Genomic DNA, 18,060 nt, shown 5'->3' with positions numbered 1-18,060 from the left:
AATGTACGGCCGCGCGTCCTTCGCACTCCTCCGCACCTGAATCCTCACCCAGCCATGAGATTCACGGAACTCCAGGCAGAGCCAAAATTCGGGATCGGTATCAACCTCAGAGTCTCCTCAAGTCGCCCCCCGTAAGCCCTGATTGCCCATCAACATCAGCGACATGACTGTCGTCGATTGGGGTAACTTCCCAACTTGGATCAGTGCCGTTGGTTCCACCGGAGCCCTCAGCGCCACGATCAGCATCATCTGGCGAGATCACCGAAAAGCAAAGCGGGCAGACGCCTGTGCGGTTTCGTGCTGGGAGGTCTCTCTGCACGACCGCGACTGGGAGAAACTGCCCCCGCACAGCCACAATATCCACGTACAGAACAACGCTACGCGACCGATCTACGACATCGTCATCCTCATCTGGGACGGTGTCGCCGTTGAGTTCAAGACCGGACACATCATGCGGCGCGTCCTGGGCCCCAGCGAGACCTGTGCAGCCTATGTAGCACCTTCCGCCGACCCTTTCGGTCCCTCGCCTGTAGCTGTTGCCTTCCGTGATAGCGAAGGCAACTACTGGCTGCGAGACTTGTCCGCACAGACGCTACATTCGCGCAACCTCACACCGAGCACCCGCGAAAAGCGTCACTTCAGCCAACGCATGGTCAAACAACGACAGCGCAATGAGGAAGCAAACCAGCGGATTCAGCAAGAGCATCGCCCTGGAGACATGATCAGCCGCTTTGTCACGGCCCCACCCTGGAGATGGCCACGGCGCTGGTGGACGCCACCGCGCACCCCCATTGGGTAGAGCTCAGTCTGCGTGCCACCGGCAGTGGACGTGGACCCGAGGGAGAGATAGGTGACCCTTGTCCCTGGCCGCCCCACGTAAGTGCCGCCGACAGTTCAGGTCCGCTCCGCAACATCACATCGACGAGGGCTGGCGGCCTGATGCGCCGGCCTCGTCAGTCAGCGTCGGACGGGATCCACGCGGCGGGTACGAGTGCTTGCCCATCGCGCCGACGCCACCGATGCACGACGTGGTCGCTGAAGGCCGGATCTTCAAGGTCTGCGTGCTCCATAACGATGACCTGCAGCTTCCCGTCGAGCCTGCGGAGCGTCCGGTGGATGGCGTTGAAGATGTTCAGAAGCAGGACCCGGTCATCACTCTCAAGCACCTCTTCGCCGACGTGATCGGGCGGGAAGTACACCTGCGAGGGTTGGTCGAGAATGAGCACGCCCGGCACAGGGCTGCCGTTCTCGGCGAACCACTCGTGCAGGCTGAGGAGCGTGGCCACGTGGTACCCGAGATGGTTGTCGCCGCTGCCCATATCCCTCAGGGGCACCGGCCCCTCTACGGTGTCAGCAACAACGGTGAGGCGGTTGACATCGAGGCGAATGGGTGAACTGGAGTGTTCCAGAGCGAGTTCGAGGGCCTTCTTCCTGATCTCCACGTTGATCAGTGACAGGAAGCTGGTCAGACGGTCGCCTTGAACATCTTCGCTGAGGAGCGTCTCCAACTCGGCAATCCGTGCCCGAAGCTCTTCGGTTCGATCTTCCATCCTAGGGCCGACAGCGAGTTGGGCCGCTGTGTCCAGGTAAAGGCTGATACGGCCTTGCACTATGGCAGCACGTCGCACGTCGTCCGGCTCTTGGTCGAGGATCCGGGACGCAGCGGTGACCTCGTTGATCTCTTCCTGATTGCGGGCGAGTTCCGAGCGGAGTTCCTGAAGCTGGCCCTCTTCGTGGCTGATCATCCGTTCGATGGCGGGCGTGTCGCTGCGGATGGCGTGCAGGTCACCTTGGAGATGGAGTAGGTCGGCGGTCAACGCCATGACAGTGGCATGGGCGGATCTGACCGGGCTGTCGCAGACCGGGCACTGTTCAGCAGCGGATGCCTCCGGATCGCGCTTCAGCAGGCCAAGGGTGGCCAGCCGCGCGCGCTGCTCGTTGGCTTGGTCGGTGAAGTCACTGTTCTCCGCCAGGGCGGCCTTGAGATCGGCGATCCGGACCCGTGCTCTACTGGCCCGACCGCGCAGCTCGGCACGGTGGGCGCGCAGAGCGGTGAGAGGGTCGTCGGTCCCGGCTGGACCCGGCTGTGGGCCCCTTTGGAGGAGTGCCTCACGCAGGAGGCGCAGGATGCCTTCGGCGGTTGCCTCGTGGCCGTCGGGAGGGTCTACGAGACGGGCTTCGATGGCCTCGGTGAGCAGGGCCTGTGCCTGCCCGGCGGCAGGGGCAAGGTTACTCGCGGTGGCCAGCTTGGCTTCGTGGTCGGACAGATCCCGGCGAGCGAGGCGTAGCCGACTGCGGAGAAGTGCCTGCTCACGGTCTGTCGCGCCAAGGAAGTAGGGGATGACGCCGCGGATGGTGTTCGGCCTCCACTCTTCGCCTTGCGAGTGGAAGAGCACATCTTCGTTGGCGATCTCGTTCTGGGCCTGGAAGCAGAAGAACAGTGCATGGCGGACGGAGGGCGCGATGAGTGTTGCGCGGCCGACGGCGGGGACGCGGATATTGCGGTCGATGCCGCAGAAGTCGCTCAACAGCCCCTTGGCGACGTCCCTCGGTGTGACGAAGCGAAGCTCGTTCAGAGGCGGCGGCGGCGAGCCGGGCGTCTGGGAGAGGATGCAGAGGACGGTGCTGACGCCTCCCTTGGCTTCCGGGGCGCGGCGGGCGACAAAGAGCTGTTCTCCGGGCTTGACGAGGGTGATCGCGAACGTGCTGACGTATTCACGGACCTTGCCGGACTTCACTGGATAGCCGGCGCTGGCGAGGCAGTAGTCGATGATCGTCAACAGAGCGCTCTTCCCGCGGCGGGAGTCGCCGGTGACGATGTTGAGACTGCCTGGCTCGAAGGGCACGGTGTGCACCTGACCCGGCTGCTTGCCGTAGATAGTGACCGCTTTGATCTGAAAGGTCACGGCTTGACTCCGAAGAGGGTCAGGACGGTGCCAAGACTGCCGGTGCTGGGAAGCCAGCGTCCGAGCATGAGGGCTGCCCGTTGGATGTCTACGGTCTGTGGTGTGCCACCACTAGGGGTCTTGGTCAGCGCGCGGGGCACGGGGATGAGGCCGACGGCCGTGCAGTGCAAGACGCGGGACTGAAGGGCGAACAGAAGACCTGGCCTGACCACGTCGGCGAGGAGCGCGGCGTTGCGGGACATCTCGACGCGCACATGCTCGTTCGCTTCGAGCCACCCCATCAGTCCAGCGCCAGTCGTTGCTGGCAGCGCTGCCCGGATGGCGGGTTGCAAAGCCATGACGCTGGCTGTCACAGCTACGGGAAGCGGGCAGGCGGCGGCGTATTCCTTGTCGTAGCCTTGAACAGCGCGGGTGCACAGGACCCCAGTGAACGCAGGGTTGTATAGGGCCCGTTCCTCACGACTCAGCTGCATCAGTGGGCCTCGGTCGGCTCAAGGAGCTCCATCAGGCGCGCGGAGAAGTCCGGGTGCCATCCGACTTTCAGTTCGTCGGCAAGCATGTGATAGGAGCCTTTGGTAACGAAGATTTCGTCACAATCTGCGCGAATCGGGAAGCGGGCCTCTCGATCGACCCAGCGGTAGATCAGCCTGGCTTCCTTTTTCTTCTCCTCTTCGGAAGCCTCGAACCCGAGGTCCTCCGCCATCTCGGCGAAACGCGACTGCCACTCCTCAACGAGCCGGCGCTCGTACTTACCAAGCTCGCCCGCACGCAGCAAATTCTCGGCGGACCAGCGGGAACGCTGGGTGAAGGCACGGACGTAGTCCCTCACCGCGAGACCGATCCGCTCATCTCCGACACCGATCAGCGCGAGCTGGCGGACAAACTTCCTGTCGGCTGAGTGGGAGGCGTCGGAAGTCATGTCGGAGATGTCGGAGTCGATCGGCAGGTTGTCGTAGCGGAACTGTCGCTGCAGGTCGGAGAGCCGCTCGTCGAATTCGATGCCGGTGACCGGGCTTCCCCCTGGGGTCTGCATCTGCTCGATCACACGGTCGTAGAACCAGCCTTCCAGCCTGGCAAGGAAAGCCTTCGCCGCATCGTGGCCGACCGCGAAGGCGGCGAGGCCCTTCAACGCGTCTCGGACCTCGGTGATGTCCTGAGTGCCTCCAAGGACTTCGACGCGGGAGATCAAAGACTGCTGAAGCGGCCTATCCCCCCGGTCCAGATCATCGAAGGCCTCAAAACACTTTGGAAGGGACCCCTTCTTCGCCTTCGACGCCTTACGGGCCTCGCGGAGCAAGTGCAGGGCGCGGTCTTCATCGCGATGCTGACTGCTTCGAGGCTGCAGGTAGAAGGCAGCGCTACCTTCAGGGAGCTCAGCTGTCGTCAGCAGGAACAGCTTCGTCTCAGCGAGCGCGATCCGGCCGGACTTGGCGGCCTCCGCCCAGATCCGCAACGTCTTCCAGAGATCCTCGGACAGATCGGTCATGCGAACGCCTTCGGCGCGCTGCTTGAGCTGGATCAGGCTCCTATCCGGGCCCCGCTGGATTTCGATGTCGTCAGCTGCTTCGACCGCAACGTCCCAGTCCATGCCGCCGCTCATCCACTGCTCGATACAGATGTGCAGCGCCTTCGCAAACTGAAAAAGGTACCCAAGTGCCGACGCGGATGCCTCGTACTGCTCACCCGTGTCTGTCATCGTCCACTCTCCCCCCAGGCCGATCCAGCGATCATTCCACGGAGGTGACCGCCGCGCACATAGCGATGCACAAAGCGGAGCAGCGGATTAAGGCGAACGGGACCACTTCACCCTTCTGGGCGCCCCCGCACGTTGACCTCTCCTCGGGCTACCAGATGCGGGGAACCAACCTGAACACATCCACTTGACAGGGAAGACCACGATGTCGGGGCGGAACGAGCGGATCTGCTGAACCAGGCGCGACCACCTCGTCGAGCGGTGCGTCGACGAGGCGGGGATGGCCGGGAGCCGCCTACGGGTTGCGGGCATCGCCGTATCCGGGCATGCGGGGCGGACCCGCGCCCAGCGCCCGCAAGGCGTCGGCGAGTTCGGGAGCCCGCGGGCTGTCGGGCGCCCACGTCAGCGCACGCACGTCAAGCGTTCCGCCACTCGTCGTTGGCGCAGCCGACCTCATGATGCCACCAGCCTTCTCCTTCACCTTGAGCCAGGAGCGCCTTGACACCGGCGAAGTCCGCCCCAGCGGGAACGGTGAAAGCCACCATGGGGAACTCCTCGCTGAAGACCTCGCCTCCGAGTCCGAACGCTGAAAGGCGCTGGTGCACCGCTTGAGGGCTGCGTCCCAGGGGGCCATCGGGGACGGGCACAACGCGAACGGTGCAGTTGCCGGAGGCGCTGACCCGTCCCACAGCCCAGTGGAGTCCATCGGAATCGGTGGCGAAGCGCACTACGTCGCCCTCAGCCACTCCGTCCTGGAGGAAAGGGACGTTCCGCACCCTGGCAGTGTCCTCGCTGAGTTTCGTCCCCCATAGGCCCTCGGTGTCCTGCGGAAACCATCCCTCGCGAGGAACGAAACGGAACCAGACCTTGATCTTCTCGCCTGTGTCGCCCATAACGGGCATCATGCTGCCTCGTTCGGCACCGCCCCGCACCGGGGTGAGCTGGGCACCGGCACCGAAAATCGGGGCGGCCTCGCCCTTCCCGACTCCCCATGCATGGCTTTCTGCCCCGGCGTGACCAAACCCCACTCCACACAGCACCCGGTTCCACTGGCGCCGGCATCACCGTTCCCGAATGCGCCACCACCACCAGCGCCCCGCCGTCCACCCGTTCACCCGGCCAGGGTTCGGAAGAGTCCGACGTTCGAACTCCACATCGATTCGCTCCACCAGGCGGCCCAGGTCTACTCGGGCTCCTCTGGGCAGGTGCAGCAGGGCGACTTCTAGGTCATCTCGTCCGTCCTCGATCTCGATGCCGGGACTCTCGCCAGGACCAGTCAGATATCGTCCCGGCTGTCTGAAAGCCCACTCGAACCGGCTGAGAGCGTTAGCAACTGCGTCCGGCCACAGGTATTCGGCTTCAACACGTCGCACCGCTGCCCGAGTTCGAGCTGATACGCCCGAGATCCGACGGACCGGCACGTGCTTGGGTGGCCGCCACCGCTCGGCGCGGACGGCCTTCGGACGCCTACGCGGCATCGCCCTTTCGGATCAGAACCATGTCGGCATTCTGCCACGGTCCGCACCAAGCGAGAGGGTCAACGGGCCCGCCCCCTCTCCTCAGGGTCTCGGTTCGGGCCAACAACGTTCGAGAGCAGCTGGCGCCGAACGCTTCCGCCCTGTTGTCCGTCCTGTCAGATCGGCAAGGGTGACTGCCTGCGCGTTTCCTGGCACAGGACCCTCTGCATGCAACAGAACAGAGTTGAGAGAGAACGCCGAGCAGATCGGTTCCCTGCCGAGAGCGCAGTACCACCCGCCCGCCGGCGTGCACGGCGAGCAGCGCGCGAAGTCCGTCCCACTTCGGTTCTGCCGCGTACCCGGCGGGCAGCACGGGACTGTCCACGGCCACGGTCAGCATCGGCTCGGGCAAGGACCACGTCATGCCGTGCTGCCTTCCACGCCGGTGCCAGCACGATCGCCCTGGCGCCTCCCCGTCCCCGGTCAGTCCTGCGGCCGGCACACCTGGCACGGCTCGATGCCCGCCTCAGCCAGCGCGATCTGCGCCTCCTGCGCGTTGAGGTAACCCATCTCCTTCGTGTATAGGCCGCAGTTGGCCCGGTGGAGCAGGGCGACACCACCGTCCGCACGGGAAGGCTGCAGCTTCCACGACACCCGCATGCGCTGCCTCTTCTCCCGCTCGCGCAGACGCTCCTGCCCGGCCTCAAGCTCGCGGATCACAGCCCGCGTCCGCTCCAGCTGGTGCGCCTGCTACTCCTCCACGACGCGCAATTTGGCGAGGCGGGACAGCTCGGACGAAGGCGGGTCGTAGGGTCTGGTGCACGAGTGGGTGGCATCTGATTTGGCTTGTCTTGTGGGGCGGGTGGGAAGGATGTTGCTGGGTGCCCGAGCCGTATGGGGGAGGGTTGCGTGGGGGTGTCGTGCGGGTCGCGAGGGGCCGTGGCCGTGGTCGTTTCCGCTGCGAGGTCGTCGTCGGGCCCCGCGGTCGTCTCCAGTTCGGGGATCGTCTGGTCCTCGTCGTCGATGGCCCGCAAGCGTGCGGGGTGTAGCGGGGGTTGTGTCCGCGATGATGTACGCGTTCCTGCCGGTGGCCGTTGTGCACTGCCATCCCGCCCCCGCGCACCCTGCGCAGCGCTATGTCGTAGCTGGCGGACTCTCGGTAGGATCCGCGAAGGGGGGTGTTCATTGATGAGATTCCTCCCGACCACTGGTTGCCATGGGCCCGCTGCCGTGGCCAGCGGAGGAGCGAATAGTTGTGGTCATGCTCTATGTGTTTCTCGGCCTGCTCGTTGGGGCGGCGTTGTTCCTGATCGTCACACTGCTGCGGCGTGGGAACACTCCCACCGAGCAGGCGGATGGTCTCCTCATCGAACAGCGGAGCCGGACGCGGGCACGGAGCGAGCGGGCGCGCTTCGGGACCTTCGGGGCACACTTCGCCCTGCCGACGATGGCCGACCTCTACCGCGGCTGACCATCTGGCAGGTCTTCCAGGGCCGGTCGTGTCGTGTCGGTTCGGTCCGGGAGTACCACCGGGCCTGGTGCGGCCTGTCCGGCACCTGGCCCATGGTGAGCGATCCACGCTGTGTTCTGCCGGGATGGCGCAGCAGGATCCGGCGTGGCTACTTTCATGGCCGCTGCTCGGTCGGCGGCGACACCCTCTGGGGCATCAGCCGGCGCGGCAAGGGCATCGGCCCGGCCTGGGCCGCGCGCAATGGCATTGGCGCTGCCCGCTGGGACGGTGTCCGGTCTGCGTGGTCATGGATAACCTGTCCGCCCACTGGGGCGCGTATCGAGTCGTGATCGATCTGTGGGTTTCGCTTTCGCGGCGAGGTCTGGTCCGGTAGATCTTCTTGCGTGACGCGAGCTCAATTGACGGACGCAGGTTGGGAGTTGATCGGGCCGCATCTGCCGATCGGCGAGTACGGCCCGTACCCCGAGCGTCTCCGGCGGCAGTTCGAGGGCGTGATCTGGCGGTTCAAGACGGGCGGGCAGTGGCGGGAGATGCCGCAGGAGGTCGGCGCCTGGTCGACCGTGCACAACCCCTTCCGGCAGTGGCGTGACGCCGGCGTTTTCGAGGCCGTGCTGGAGGGACTGATCCCGGAAGCAGCGGAGCGGGGTGAGGTGGCCCTGTCCCTGGTCAGTATCGACTCCACCACCGCGCGGGCCCGCCACGATGCCGCCGGGATGCACCTGGGCGAGGACGTCATCACCGCGTTGGAGAAGACTGCCGCCGAGCAGGAGAAGGCCAGGTAGGGGGCAGCCTCGAAGAACAAAACGGGCAGCACGTCACAGCAGATCCCGAGTAGAAGGGCGACGACGACTCCGGCGTCGACGAAGAGTTCGCCTGAAGGCCGCTCTCCTCGGACGTTCCCGGGGCGGGCAGACCAGCAAGGTCCATCTGGCCGCCGACCGCCAGTGCCGTCCGCTCGCGCTGGTCCTGACCGCCGGGCAGGCCGGGGACAGTCCGCAGTCATCCCGGTGCTCCAGAAGTTACGCGTCCGCGGCCCCGCCGGCCACCCCCCGAACCCGGCCGGACGCGGTCGCCGGGGACAAGGCCTACGCGTCCCGCGGCAACCGGGCCGACCTGCGTGTCAACGAGGCATCAAGGCCGTCATCCCAAAGAAGAAGGACCAGGCCTCCAACCGGAAGAAGAAGGGCTCCGGGGGCGGTCGCCCCGTCAGCCACAACACCGGCCTCGACAAAGAGAGGAACACCGTCGAGCGCCTGATCAACAAGCTCAAGGTCTGGCGGGGCATCGCCACCCGCGACGACAAGACCCCGGACAGCTACCTCGCCGGACTCCACCGGCGCGCCTCGATGATCTGGATCAAAGACCTCACCCGAGGCGCCCCGTGATCACAGCCCTGCCGCGCCTTATGGGCGGATGTAAGGCCGGGTCATGACCTCCATGTTGTGACCGTCCGGGTCGTCGAAGTAGGCGCCTCGGCCACCGAATAGACGGTTGGTCTGGCCGGGTTCGGTGTGGCCGGGGTCGGCGTAGTAGGTGACCCCGGCCGCCTCCAGGCGAGTGATGACGGCGTCGAACTGCTGGTCAGGGACGAGGAAGGCATAGTGCTGGGACTGGATCGGCTCGTCCCTCTTCTCGTAGTAGTCGAGCGTCACGCCATTGCCAAGGTCGACGGGCAGGAACGGCCCGAACGGGGCGCCGACCTTCAAGCCCAGGACCGCGGCGAGGAACTCGGCAGACAGGTGCCGGTCGCTTGCGTAGATGGCAGTGTGGTTCAGCTGGACGCCTGCCGCCGACAGCGCGGAGTCATGGGGGTACTGCTGGTCATAGGACATCGGTGGTGTGTCTCCGGTCTTGGATCCGCTGGAGTGGGGCGCCGTATGCAGGCGCCGGGAGCTAAGACGCGGAGAAGGGGGCGGGCCTCTTGCCCGCCTCGTGCTCACGCCGAGGCCGGGAACCTCACTCGTGTGTGGCCCATGGCCGACCCGGCAGTCACCCGACCGACCTTAGTGATCATCACAGGCTGGGGCAACATCGTTTCTTGGCCGTGCCCGCCTGCGGATCGAGCTGTCGCAGCGTCATAGCGGGCCGTCAGGCTCTGCTGATCACGACCCGATACGCGCGCTAGAACTGGCGTATCGGGCGGTGGGCGGCGAGGAACAAGGTCGAGCTGTGCTTCACACCGGCGAACGCGTCGTGGGCCAGCCCGGTCGAGGCGCATTTCGGGCCGCTTGGGCAGTTCACCTTGGCCAACTCGAATCGCCCCAACCACATTGTCCGGACGCGGGAGTTGTATCGCTACCGGGACGGGCGTCCCTGGACGTGATCGTCGGGGGTGTTCGGTGTGGGGCTGGGTGGTGGGTCAGTCCAGTTGCTGGGCTTGCAGGCCGGTGAGGTGTTCGTGGGCGGGGTCATGGTTTGGGTAGAGGATCTGGATGTCGATGAGGAGGTCCGTTGCGGGGTCGACGGAGTGCCCGCCGCCTTTAGGGGAGCCGAGCAGAACGCTGCCTTCGGTGGCGTCCCGGATGACCTTGCCCCAGAAGATGTCGGTGAAGGTCTTGGGCAGTGAGGTTCCTTCTGGCAGATCACCGAAGCCCACGGCCCATTTCACCACGCGCGTGTCTTCGGCATGGATGGCCAGCCGGTAGGAGTAGATCCGCCCCTGGCCTTGCGCCCACTGGCCCCGCAGTTCTTGGTCGACGCGCAGATTCCCTGTGAACGGGGCCGACTGCGCCGACTGGGCCTGGTCGTTCCATGTGCCGTTCGGGCTCCCGGCCATCCCGATACGCCGCAGGTCCGTGATCGAGGACCTCGCGCCCACCGGCAGCGAATGCCCCTGCTGGCCCGCGGCGGAGAAGAGCGCGTTGTCCTCGTCCGTGTTGTTGACGACGCTGCTCACTCCGTCGGCGCTGTGGTCGAACCCGTATACGGAGAAGTCGTTGACGTACACGCCCAGCGGAATGGCCAGGATCTTGTCGTCGCTGCCGCCATTCAACGAGACAGCCCGGTAGAGACAGAAGCTTCCCTCTGGACACGCCTCGGCGCCCCGGCCGTAGATCAGCTGTGGTTCCTTGTCGCTCACCATGGTCCCCTTTGTCGCTGAAGAGTGACGCGTCCGGCGGAATTGGCCCCCGGGGCTGGTGCCCCGCACATCCGCCGGGCACTGCAGGCTGTGGCCGTACCAGGCGCTGAGGGCGATATCCCGCCCCCAACCGTGTGCGGTACGACCCTCACCCTTCGCAGCGGCCCAGATGACCGCATCGCCCTCATCTGTCTGGTTCCGTCGACAGGTTGACGCAGAAGAACCCCTGCACGCCCGGAGGTCTTCCGCCGCAGGGCGGAGCAGTTCGTCGTCGGCGGTGCCTTCGGGCAGGCGGGCTTCGGCGACGCGTCATACCTACTCCGCTTCGTTTGCGGGCAGGATCTCCATGGGGTGGCCGTTGAGGGCGAACGCGGGGTTGGCGTGGGCCGGCAAGTTCAGGGAGCGCGGCGAACCGCAGCCACGTCGAGTAGAACGCCACCGTCGGAGCCTGCGTCTGCCGGCGCAGCATCAAGCGGGCCCGAAGACGTGGCTCCGGGCCCGCTCACCGGTCCGCACTCGGACCGGACATGCGGCCCGGGCCGTTTGAAGCGTTTTCACGCCCCGAGTTCCTCCACGATCACCAACGTGCCGTGGCTACCACTGTCCGGGCCGCTGACCGCGGCCTCACCGCCACCTTCGAACGACTCCAGGTACTCGGCGGTGAGGCTCTTTTCGGTTCCGCCGGCCGTTGCGGGGCGAGGTTCCGGCCCGCCGGTGTCCACGTCGATGGCCCGGCAGGGTGACGGTTTCGGCTGGTCCCGTGTCTGGCAAGAGTCCGCTGGTATCGGGGGTTTGGGGGTGGTCCGGGTTGAGGGAGCGTGACCCCGGCTGCACGGTGTGCGGCGCCAGCGCGGCCGTCCCGGGGGATGGGACCGGTCAGGTTGTCCAGGCGTGCGGGCAGCAGCTGGCTGGTATCGCGGGTGCGCGGTATTTCGCGTGCGGGCGGTACGGCCGCCGCCCGGTGCGGGGATGCCGGGGTCTTGCCTGGATGGTGGCCTGTCGTACCGCGCAGCGTCCTGCGCGGTGCGGCGTGTCACGGAGCAGCACCTGGGCAGGGGTGCCGGGGCGCGCGTGCGGCCGGCGGTATGTACCTGACGCCGCCGGAATCCTGTGGGCCGGTTCGTGTGCCTGGTACGTGCAGCCATGGGGCCCGGTTGTGGGCTTCGTGCCGGCGGCTGGTGTCCTGTGACATGAGCGGCTTGCCGGGAGGGGTGAGGGCTGGGGTTCCAGTGCGAAGGGCGGTGATGGCTGGGGTTCCAGTCGGCCTCATGTTTCCGGGGTAATGGTCAAGGCCTGTGGATGGGCGACTGGATGGGCGGCCCGGTGGGGTGGAAGCACCAACAGCGGGGTGGAAGCGCCAGCAGTGGGGTGGGAGGGTCTGCGGGGAGACTGGGCTTGAGTCTCCCGTTGGGGGAGGTATGAGGGTGCAGGTATGGACGGCGACACGCTTTTTACGATCGGGGCCCTGGCCCGTAGGACCGGGCTGACGGTCAAGACCATCCGGTTCTACTCCGATACGGGAATCGTGCCGCCGACGGACCGCAGCCCGGCTGGCTACCGTCTCTATGACCTCGGCGCGCTGGCGCGTCTGGATCTGGTACGCACCCTGCGTGATCTGGGGCTCGACCTTGCTGTCATCCGGCAGGTGCTGGACCGGGAGGTCTCGGTGCCCGAGGTCGCGGCCGCACACGCCGATGCCCTGGAGGTGCAGATCCGCACTCTGCGACTGCGGCGCGCGGTACTGCGAGCGGTGGCCAAAAGGGGCTCCACCCCCGAGGAAATGGACCTCATGCACAAGCTTGCCAAGCTCTCCGACGACGAACGCCGACGCCTGATCACCGACTTCATCGACGACACCTTCGGCGCGTTCGACGCCAACGCCGACTTCGTCGACATGATTCGCTCGGCCATGCCCGAACTCCCGGACGACCCCGGACCCGATCAGGTCGAGGCCTGGGTGGAACTCGCCGAACTCACCCAGGACTCCGACTTCCGCGCCGCTATCCAACGCATGGCGCAGTACCAGGCAGCCGAGCGCGCGAAAGGCGACGTGACCGGCTTGCACCACGACCTCACCGAGACCGTCCGCGACAGCGTCGGCCGCGCGCTCGACGCCGGCATCGATCCGGCCTCGGCCGGGGCCGCACCCATCATCGACGCCCTCACCGCCCGGTACGCGCAAACCTTCAGCCGCGCCGACGACGCCGGCTTGCGCTACTGGCTGCTGACACGCCTGGAGATCGCTGGCGACCCCCGCGCGGAACGCTACTGGCACCTGCTGGCCGTCATCAACGGATGGCCCGCCCCGCCCAGCCTGGCACCGGTGTTCACGTGGTTCACACAAGCCCTGCGCACGCACACCCCGCGGCAGTCCCACGTGCGGTAGCCCCCCCGCCTGACGGCCTCCGGTCCTCGCGGCTTCGATCACGCCGCGAGGATCTCGGAGCGTTCGACAAGATGACCACCCCCCGAACCGGGCTCGGCGCGGACAAAAGCGATGAGATCAGGAGCGTTCACCACCCGCCAGCAGGCCTGCGCGGACTCGACGAGTTTGAAGACCATAGCCAGCGGCGGCCACGCTGCCGGCGCCTCGCGTGACCTTTGTCCGCAGCCGGACCTGGCGAAGGCCGATTCGACCGGGTTCAGGGTGCGTAGGTGAATCCAGTGCTCGGCAGAAAGGAGTAGAACGCCAGCGGCTCGCCGACGCCGTCGGTGATCTTCTTCACGGCCTTGAGGAACGTGGCCCCGTAGCTCTTGTCGAACGCAGCGGAAACCTGCGCGCTGTTGCGGGGCGCCCCGGCCGTCCAGCGTGTGCACCGTGCGGGGGTGCGGCTGTGCACTGTTGTGGTGTCGTGGGGTGAACTGGGCTGCCCGGGGCGGGTGTTGCGTCCTAGGGTGAAGCGCCTCCGACCGGGAAACGGGAGGCTCATCCGATCGAGAAATCAGCGAACTCGACGTCACTGAAGGCGATGTGCAGACCGTGGGCCCGGCGGCCCCCGTCACGGAAGTAGGCGTGCCCCAGCGCCCGGGCCAGAATCACCGTCTGCTGCTGTTCGCCTGCCCCGGCGTCCCGGGCGGCGAACAGCTCCCGGGCTACCTCTCCCGGCAAATCCTGAGTGATCCACCGCACTCGCGGATCGTCCGAAGAGCCAGCCGCAGCAGCGAACCCGAATCGCGCCCGGGTATGGAAGACGAACCCCTCCGCCTCGGCCCGGGCACGCAGGCGTGCCCGAACCCGGGGCTGCCACCGAGCCAGAACCGCTTCCTCGATCACCCGACTCTGCGTCAGACCTGGAGTACGACACGCTCCTGGCTTCTTCGTCACCCACCGCTGCACGGTGCGCTGTGACACCCTCAACACGGTAGCCACGCTCCGGGTGGAACCACGGTGCGCTGCCAGCAAGAATCGCAGGCGGGCCTCGATGCTTGAAGGAACGGGGCGGGTGCGCAATGCGCGCTCCAAGCCCTGCTCGATCTGTCCCATGTCCGCCTCTCCCAGCGGCCAGCCGACAGAGCCGGCACCTGCAGTCCGTCGCTTCAGTCCTCCCATGTCGTCTGCTCCCGCCTGCCAGCTTCCGCATTCTCAGGGCAGCGCTGGCTGAGGCAAGCTACGAGCCCGTCCCGTACGCGAAGAACACCACCGTCTCGTCATCGCAGCCGAAGGGAAGAGCCGACGGCCGAGCCGGTATCCTGCCCGCAGGGCCGACGCCCTGGGCTTCACCGACGCCCACACCGCACCCGGACACCCACACTGCCCGGAACACTGGTGGAAGGTCTTCCGGGATCAGCGGACCGCTTGACGAACACCTCGAGGATCCGTCGAGCCGGGGTCCATGACCAAACGCACCACCGAGCAGCAGCGCGCCCACGAACTCCAGCGCACCGCACGCGAGCAGGGCACAAACCTCAGCTACCACGAAGCCCTCAACCGGGTACGCGCCACCGCCGAAGCGCAGGCTGAGAATCCGGGCAAGATCGCCGTCTGCGTACCGCACGCGCACTGCATCATGATCTTCGACGCGGACCCCGAGTACATCAGGAAGTCGATCACGCCGACTCCCGCGGCCGAAGTCGACCTCGCTAATGAGCTCTTCCAGCGGAGGAACGCTCTGATGCACAACCACTCCAAGGCGGAGATCATGGCCATGATCCTCAGGAGGCGGCGCGTTTCGCGCGCGGATCTCGCACGCTGCACCAAGCAGGAGCTCGCCAACGATCTGGTGTACGACGAGGACGACTGCGAGCGCTATGAGGCGTACGGGCGACTGGCACTGATCAACGGCAGGCCGACGCGCGACTCACGCCCTCTTTGCGGAGGCACCGGCTGCTCTAGCCATGACAGCACGACGCCTTGGCCGGAAACCCGTGCGCGCTTCCGCGCCCAAGGGCCCTGTATCGACGCGCAATAGTTTGCACTGGCCTCTACGGCCCGCGAGCCTGCAACACGACGGACCGTGCCTCGGTGGTCTCGTGCTGGTGTGGCGCGCAGCTCCTGGCCGTCCGCGTGGCCGCCGTGCTGCTCTCCCTTGGTTTCCCGGGCGCGGCGGCCGGCTCAGTCCGGATCGCGTGCCGGCACCAGGGGCTCGGTGGCTGGGGCGCGCATCACGCACCAGACTGGTGCGCGGCGCGGTGACGGCGTGGGCCAGGACACCGACGGCTTGGCGGGTGGTGCCGCCCTGGCTCACGCCCCGGTGAAGCGGACCTGATCGGCTGCTCGGTCGCCCGGCCGCTGCCACGGGCGCAGCCGCCCGAGCAGATAGCCCGCCCGCGAGCCCGGCGGCCGCGATGACGACGACACCCACCATCACGACCAACGCATCCCGATCGCGGACAGTAGTTCCATCCGCTCCGGGGACAGCGTCGCGGCTCTGCTGCGTTGGTTGTTGATCCATGCACCGAGCTTGTGTTCCCGTTCTTCCTGGTCTTCGCCGGTGATCCGCTCGATGTGTTTCCTCGGGACCTGGAGGTGCTCCTCACGCTCGTAGAACTGGCGGGCGGCCTTGTAGTTCAGCGCCCACTTGTCGGCCTGTGTACGGCGCTTGGGTTTCTCGTCCTCGCTGGCGGGTGTGATCCCGAGGACCTGCTCGCACATCCACTGCTGCACGGTCGTGAGCTCGTCCCAGCCGAACCGGACCGACTGCACCCACCGTCCGAGGTCCTCGCCCTGGCGCACGACGTCGCCCGCCTCGGTGGGCAGTGCCTCGCCCGCGTCCAGGTGCATCCGGACCAGGTGGAAGCAGCGTTGCCATGTCACTGGCCAGCTCGGGCACCAGGACGCGTCGATCTCCTCCAGCTGCTCGCGCCGCGTCTCCGACAGCGCCCCGGCCGACGGCTGAACCGGCAGCCCCTCGGCACGCCGCTGCTCGTTCTCCTGCGCCTTGCGGGCGGCGGCCCGCGCGTTCTTCAGGAAGATGCCCACCTTCGCGCCCTGGTAGGTGGCGTCCAGCGGGCCCAGGAGGTGCCCGTGTTCGGCGGCCCATCCGCGCGCGGCAGACAGCCCTTCCTCCCACGCGACGTCGAAGTGGCTCCAGATCATGCCGAGCTTCTCCAGCTGCGCGACGCGGTCCTCGTTCATGTCGCCGCGGGCGTAGAGGCGGCGGGCGTCGGCGGTCCACTGCCCGAGCGGGAACCCAGCGAGCGAGGCTGGCCACCCGGTCTCTTCGGCCTCCTGGTCGTCGGCGGCGGGTACCCGGAACGTGAACGGCACCTTCAGGTCGCCGTGCTCGCGGGCGTAGATGACGGCCGCCTCTACGCCGCGCCGCCAGTGTTCGTGTTCCGGGTTGAGGACGCGCAGGTTGATGAACGCGGCGAGGGCGGCCGGGTCGCGGGGCGTGGAGAACTTCAGCAGCGCCTTGGCGGGGGCGCTGACGCCTCCGGAGCCCCCGCCGCTCCCGCCCATGCTCTTCCCGCTGTCGTCCTTGCTGACTGGCCTGTAGCGGCTGGGGGCCTGCTGCTCCGCGAGGCTCTCCACGATCCGCGCGTCGTGCGCCCGCAGCGCCTCCAGCAGTTTGGCGAGCCCGCCGAAGGCACGGGAGGTGAGCATGTTGTCCGCCGTCTCGCCCGGCCCGAGGAGCACCGGGACCACGAGTGAGGCCATCTTGCCCTCGCCGGGCTGCATCCGCAGCGCCCGGCCGACGGCCTGGACGAGGTCTGGCATGGAGCCGCGTACGTCCGCCCAGTACACCGAGTCACAGTTCTTGGTGTCGACGCCCTCGCCCAGCACCTTCACCGAGCACAGGAAGCACTTCTCCACCACGGTGCCGTCCGTGGCGATCCCGGCCGCGAACTCCCCGAGCAGCCGGCGCCGGTGGAGCGGCTTGTGGTCGCCGCACAGCCAGTTGGCCCAGATCGTCTTGGGGTACAGCTCGGGGTCGGATGCGTGCAGCTGGGCGGCGACGTCCGGGAGGCCGGCCGCGAATGCCTCGGCTTCCTTGACGACGTGGTGGAAGACGAGCGTGCGCCGGAAGTTCTCCTCCGCCGACGCCTTCACCAGGGCGGTCTGCAGCGCGGAGAGCCGCGCCCCGCGGACCTCTGCCGAACGGCTTTCGGCGCCCAGGAGCTGCGCCGCCTGGAGCGCGGTGTCGGTGACGTCCACGCATACGACCTGGTAGGGGGCACAGATTCCCCGGTCGATGGCCTCCGAGAGAGTCAGGGTGAACGCCCTGCTGCCGAAAGGCCCGTTGGGGTCGTCGTCCATGCTCGCGACCAGCTCACCGGGCACCCCGCCCGGCCGCTGCTCCTGGTCGTCGTCCCCGAGCTGCCACAGCCGCGGTGTGGCCGTCATGTAGAGGCGGCGCAGGGAGGGGATCTTCTGGTTGTCGTGGACGACCGCCCACGGCTTCCCGATCCGGCCCGAAACGCGGTGGGCTTCGTCCACGACGATCAGGTCCCAGGCCGCGAGGCCCCCGGCGTGCGCCCGCTCCAGCGTGCCCAGACCGAGTGAGGCGTACGTGGCGTACACGGTCACCTTGTCCAGGCCCCGCGTCCACTCCACCAGCTCGTCCACGTCCGTGGTGTTGGGGAAGGACACCTCCTCACCCCGCAGCGAGGACACCCCGGTCATCGGCCCCCGTCGGCCGCCCTCACGCCACGCGGCTTCGGTCTGGGCGAGCAGGTCCAGCGAGGGCACGAGCACCAGCACACGGCCCGCGTGGAGCTCCTCCGCGCTCCGGACCGCAACCCGGGTCTTCCCGGACCCGGTCGCCATGATCACCTGCGTTCGAAGCCCTCGCTCCGGCACAAGTGATCTTGCAGGCAATTCGAGCGCACGCACGACCGCGTCAATGGCTTCTCGCTGGGCCGCCTCGCGCTGATCAACATGCTTGGTGGTCGACAAATCCGCCTGCCTTCTCGTGGATGTCGTCCGGTCCGACTGGAGCGGCCGTCAACGGGGAACCTGCACATAGACGACCCGTGGACGCCATGGTTCAACTGACACGTCAGGCTTGCCGCTC

Annotated in this window: 13 protein-coding genes and 3 pseudogenes; 6 read left to right on the top strand and 10 right to left on the bottom strand. The window is 67.1% G+C overall.

What is annotated here, in order from left to right; translation table 11 throughout:
• Positions 1-163 precede the first annotated feature (163 nt).
• The gene (locus tag N4G70_RS36340; protein ID WP_261717059.1) at positions 164-799 is read left to right on the top strand and encodes a hypothetical protein; all 636 of its coding nucleotides are present in this window, start codon (positions 164-166) and stop codon (positions 797-799) included.
• A 154-nt stretch (positions 800-953) separates the two neighbouring features.
• Here the strand turns inward: N4G70_RS36340 and N4G70_RS36335 are convergent, their stop codons facing one another.
• The 5 genes from N4G70_RS36335 to N4G70_RS36310 form a co-directional block, all read right to left on the bottom strand.
• A complete protein-coding gene (locus N4G70_RS36335) occupies positions 954-2,906 on the bottom strand; it encodes a DUF3732 domain-containing protein (protein WP_261717058.1) in 1,953 nt (650 codons plus the stop codon).
• Positions 2,903-3,379 carry a three component ABC system middle component gene (locus tag N4G70_RS36330; protein WP_261717057.1) on the bottom strand — a complete coding sequence of 159 codons (477 nt, stop codon included), beginning with the start codon at positions 3,377-3,379 and terminating at the stop codon, positions 2,903-2,905. The genes N4G70_RS36335 and N4G70_RS36330 overlap by 4 nt, the downstream gene beginning before the upstream one ends.
• The gene (locus N4G70_RS36325) at positions 3,379-4,602 is read right to left on the bottom strand and encodes an ABC-three component system protein (protein ID WP_261717056.1); all 1,224 of its coding nucleotides are present in this window, start codon (positions 4,600-4,602) and stop codon (positions 3,379-3,381) included. The genes N4G70_RS36330 and N4G70_RS36325 overlap by 1 nt, the downstream gene beginning before the upstream one ends.
• Positions 4,603-5,015: 413 nt before the next feature.
• The gene (locus tag N4G70_RS36315) at positions 5,016-5,492 is read right to left on the bottom strand and encodes a DUF4265 domain-containing protein (protein WP_315904337.1); all 477 of its coding nucleotides are present in this window, start codon (positions 5,490-5,492) and stop codon (positions 5,016-5,018) included.
• 1,047 nt (positions 5,493-6,539) lie between these two features.
• On the bottom strand, positions 6,540-6,776 hold the full coding sequence (locus tag N4G70_RS36310) for a DUF6233 domain-containing protein (protein ID WP_261717054.1): 237 nt from the start codon (positions 6,774-6,776) through the stop codon (positions 6,540-6,542).
• Positions 6,777-7,317: 541 nt separating this feature from the next.
• Between N4G70_RS36310 and N4G70_RS36305 the strand changes: the two genes are divergently transcribed.
• Together N4G70_RS36305 and N4G70_RS36295 are read left to right on the top strand one after the other, a co-directional pair.
• Positions 7,318-7,527: a hypothetical protein gene (locus N4G70_RS36305; protein ID WP_261717053.1), complete on the top strand. Its 210-nt coding sequence runs from the start codon at positions 7,318-7,320 to the stop codon at positions 7,525-7,527.
• A gap of 383 nt (positions 7,528-7,910) precedes the next feature.
• Positions 7,911-8,912: pseudogene (locus tag N4G70_RS36295) on the top strand (IS5 family transposase).
• Between the two features lie 18 nt (positions 8,913-8,930).
• On the opposite strand, the gene N4G70_RS36290 reads toward N4G70_RS36295, so the two are convergent.
• Positions 8,931-9,359, bottom strand: coding sequence for a VOC family protein (locus tag N4G70_RS36290; protein ID WP_261717052.1), 429 nt, complete (start codon positions 9,357-9,359; stop codon positions 8,931-8,933).
• Between the two features lie 293 nt (positions 9,360-9,652).
• Here N4G70_RS36290 and N4G70_RS36285 point away from each other — a divergent pair.
• A pseudogene (locus N4G70_RS36285) lies at positions 9,653-9,850 on the top strand (hypothetical protein); the annotation flags it as partial.
• Positions 9,851-9,886: 36 nt separating this feature from the next.
• Here the strand turns inward: N4G70_RS36285 and N4G70_RS36280 are convergent.
• On the bottom strand, positions 9,887-10,609 hold the full coding sequence (locus N4G70_RS36280; protein ID WP_261717051.1) for a peptidase inhibitor family I36 protein: 723 nt from the start codon (positions 10,607-10,609) through the stop codon (positions 9,887-9,889).
• A 1,429-nt stretch (positions 10,610-12,038) separates the two neighbouring features.
• On the opposite strand from N4G70_RS36280, the gene N4G70_RS36275 reads away from it, so the two are divergent.
• The gene (locus N4G70_RS36275; protein WP_261717050.1) at positions 12,039-12,992 is read left to right on the top strand and encodes a MerR family transcriptional regulator; all 954 of its coding nucleotides are present in this window, start codon (positions 12,039-12,041) and stop codon (positions 12,990-12,992) included.
• 38 nt (positions 12,993-13,030) lie between these two features.
• On the opposite strand, the pseudogene N4G70_RS36270 reads toward N4G70_RS36275, so the two are convergent.
• Together N4G70_RS36270 and tpg are read right to left on the bottom strand one after the other, a co-directional pair.
• Positions 13,031-13,392, bottom strand: a pseudogene (locus tag N4G70_RS36270) (IS256 family transposase); the annotation flags it as partial.
• 140 nt (positions 13,393-13,532) lie between these two features.
• The gene (gene tpg, locus N4G70_RS36265) at positions 13,533-14,090 is read right to left on the bottom strand and encodes a telomere-protecting terminal protein Tpg (protein WP_261717049.1); all 558 of its coding nucleotides are present in this window, start codon (positions 14,088-14,090) and stop codon (positions 13,533-13,535) included.
• Between the two features lie 349 nt (positions 14,091-14,439).
• Here tpg and N4G70_RS36260 point away from each other — a divergent pair, with 349 nt between their 5' ends.
• Positions 14,440-15,015 (top strand): hypothetical protein, encoded by a 576-nt coding sequence (locus tag N4G70_RS36260; RefSeq protein WP_261717048.1) that lies wholly within the window; start codon positions 14,440-14,442, stop codon positions 15,013-15,015.
• 395 nt (positions 15,016-15,410) lie between these two features.
• Here the strand turns inward: N4G70_RS36260 and N4G70_RS36255 are convergent, their stop codons facing one another.
• On the bottom strand, positions 15,411-17,942 hold the full coding sequence (locus N4G70_RS36255) for a DEAD/DEAH box helicase (RefSeq protein ID WP_261717047.1): 2,532 nt from the start codon (positions 17,940-17,942) through the stop codon (positions 15,411-15,413).
• Between the last annotated feature and the right edge of the window lie 118 nt (positions 17,943-18,060).

The sequence above is a fragment of the Streptomyces sp. ASQP_92 genome (genome assembly GCF_025399895.1).
Classification (GTDB): Bacteria; Actinomycetota; Actinomycetes; order Streptomycetales; family Streptomycetaceae; genus Streptomyces.
Note: the sequence above shows the minus strand (reverse complement) of the source record. Positions and strands in the feature narration are given on the sequence as shown.

Bases quoted from the DNA above. Each gene is read 5' to 3' on its own strand.
- N4G70_RS36340 (WP_261717059.1), top strand. From the start codon at position 164: ATGACTGTCGTCGATTGGGGTAACTTCCCAACTTGGATCAGTGCCGTT.
- N4G70_RS36330 (WP_261717057.1), bottom strand. From the start codon at position 3,379: ATGCAGCTGAGTCGTGAGGAACGGGCCCTATACAACCCTGCGTTCACT.
- N4G70_RS36325 (WP_261717056.1), bottom strand. From the start codon at position 4,602: ATGACAGACACGGGTGAGCAGTACGAGGCATCCGCGTCGGCACTTGGG.
- N4G70_RS36315 (WP_315904337.1), bottom strand. From the start codon at position 5,492: ATGGGCGACACAGGCGAGAAGATCAAGGTCTGGTTCCGTTTCGTTCCT.
- N4G70_RS36305 (WP_261717053.1), top strand. From the start codon at position 7,318: ATGCTCTATGTGTTTCTCGGCCTGCTCGTTGGGGCGGCGTTGTTCCTG.
- N4G70_RS36290 (WP_261717052.1), bottom strand. From the start codon at position 9,359: ATGTCCTATGACCAGCAGTACCCCCATGACTCCGCGCTGTCGGCGGCA.
- N4G70_RS36280 (WP_261717051.1), bottom strand. From the start codon at position 10,609: ATGGTGAGCGACAAGGAACCACAGCTGATCTACGGCCGGGGCGCCGAG.
- N4G70_RS36275 (WP_261717050.1), top strand. From the start codon at position 12,039: ATGGACGGCGACACGCTTTTTACGATCGGGGCCCTGGCCCGTAGGACC.
- tpg (WP_261717049.1), bottom strand. From the start codon at position 14,090: ATGGGACAGATCGAGCAGGGCTTGGAGCGCGCATTGCGCACCCGCCCC.
- N4G70_RS36260 (WP_261717048.1), top strand. From the start codon at position 14,440: ATGACCAAACGCACCACCGAGCAGCAGCGCGCCCACGAACTCCAGCGC.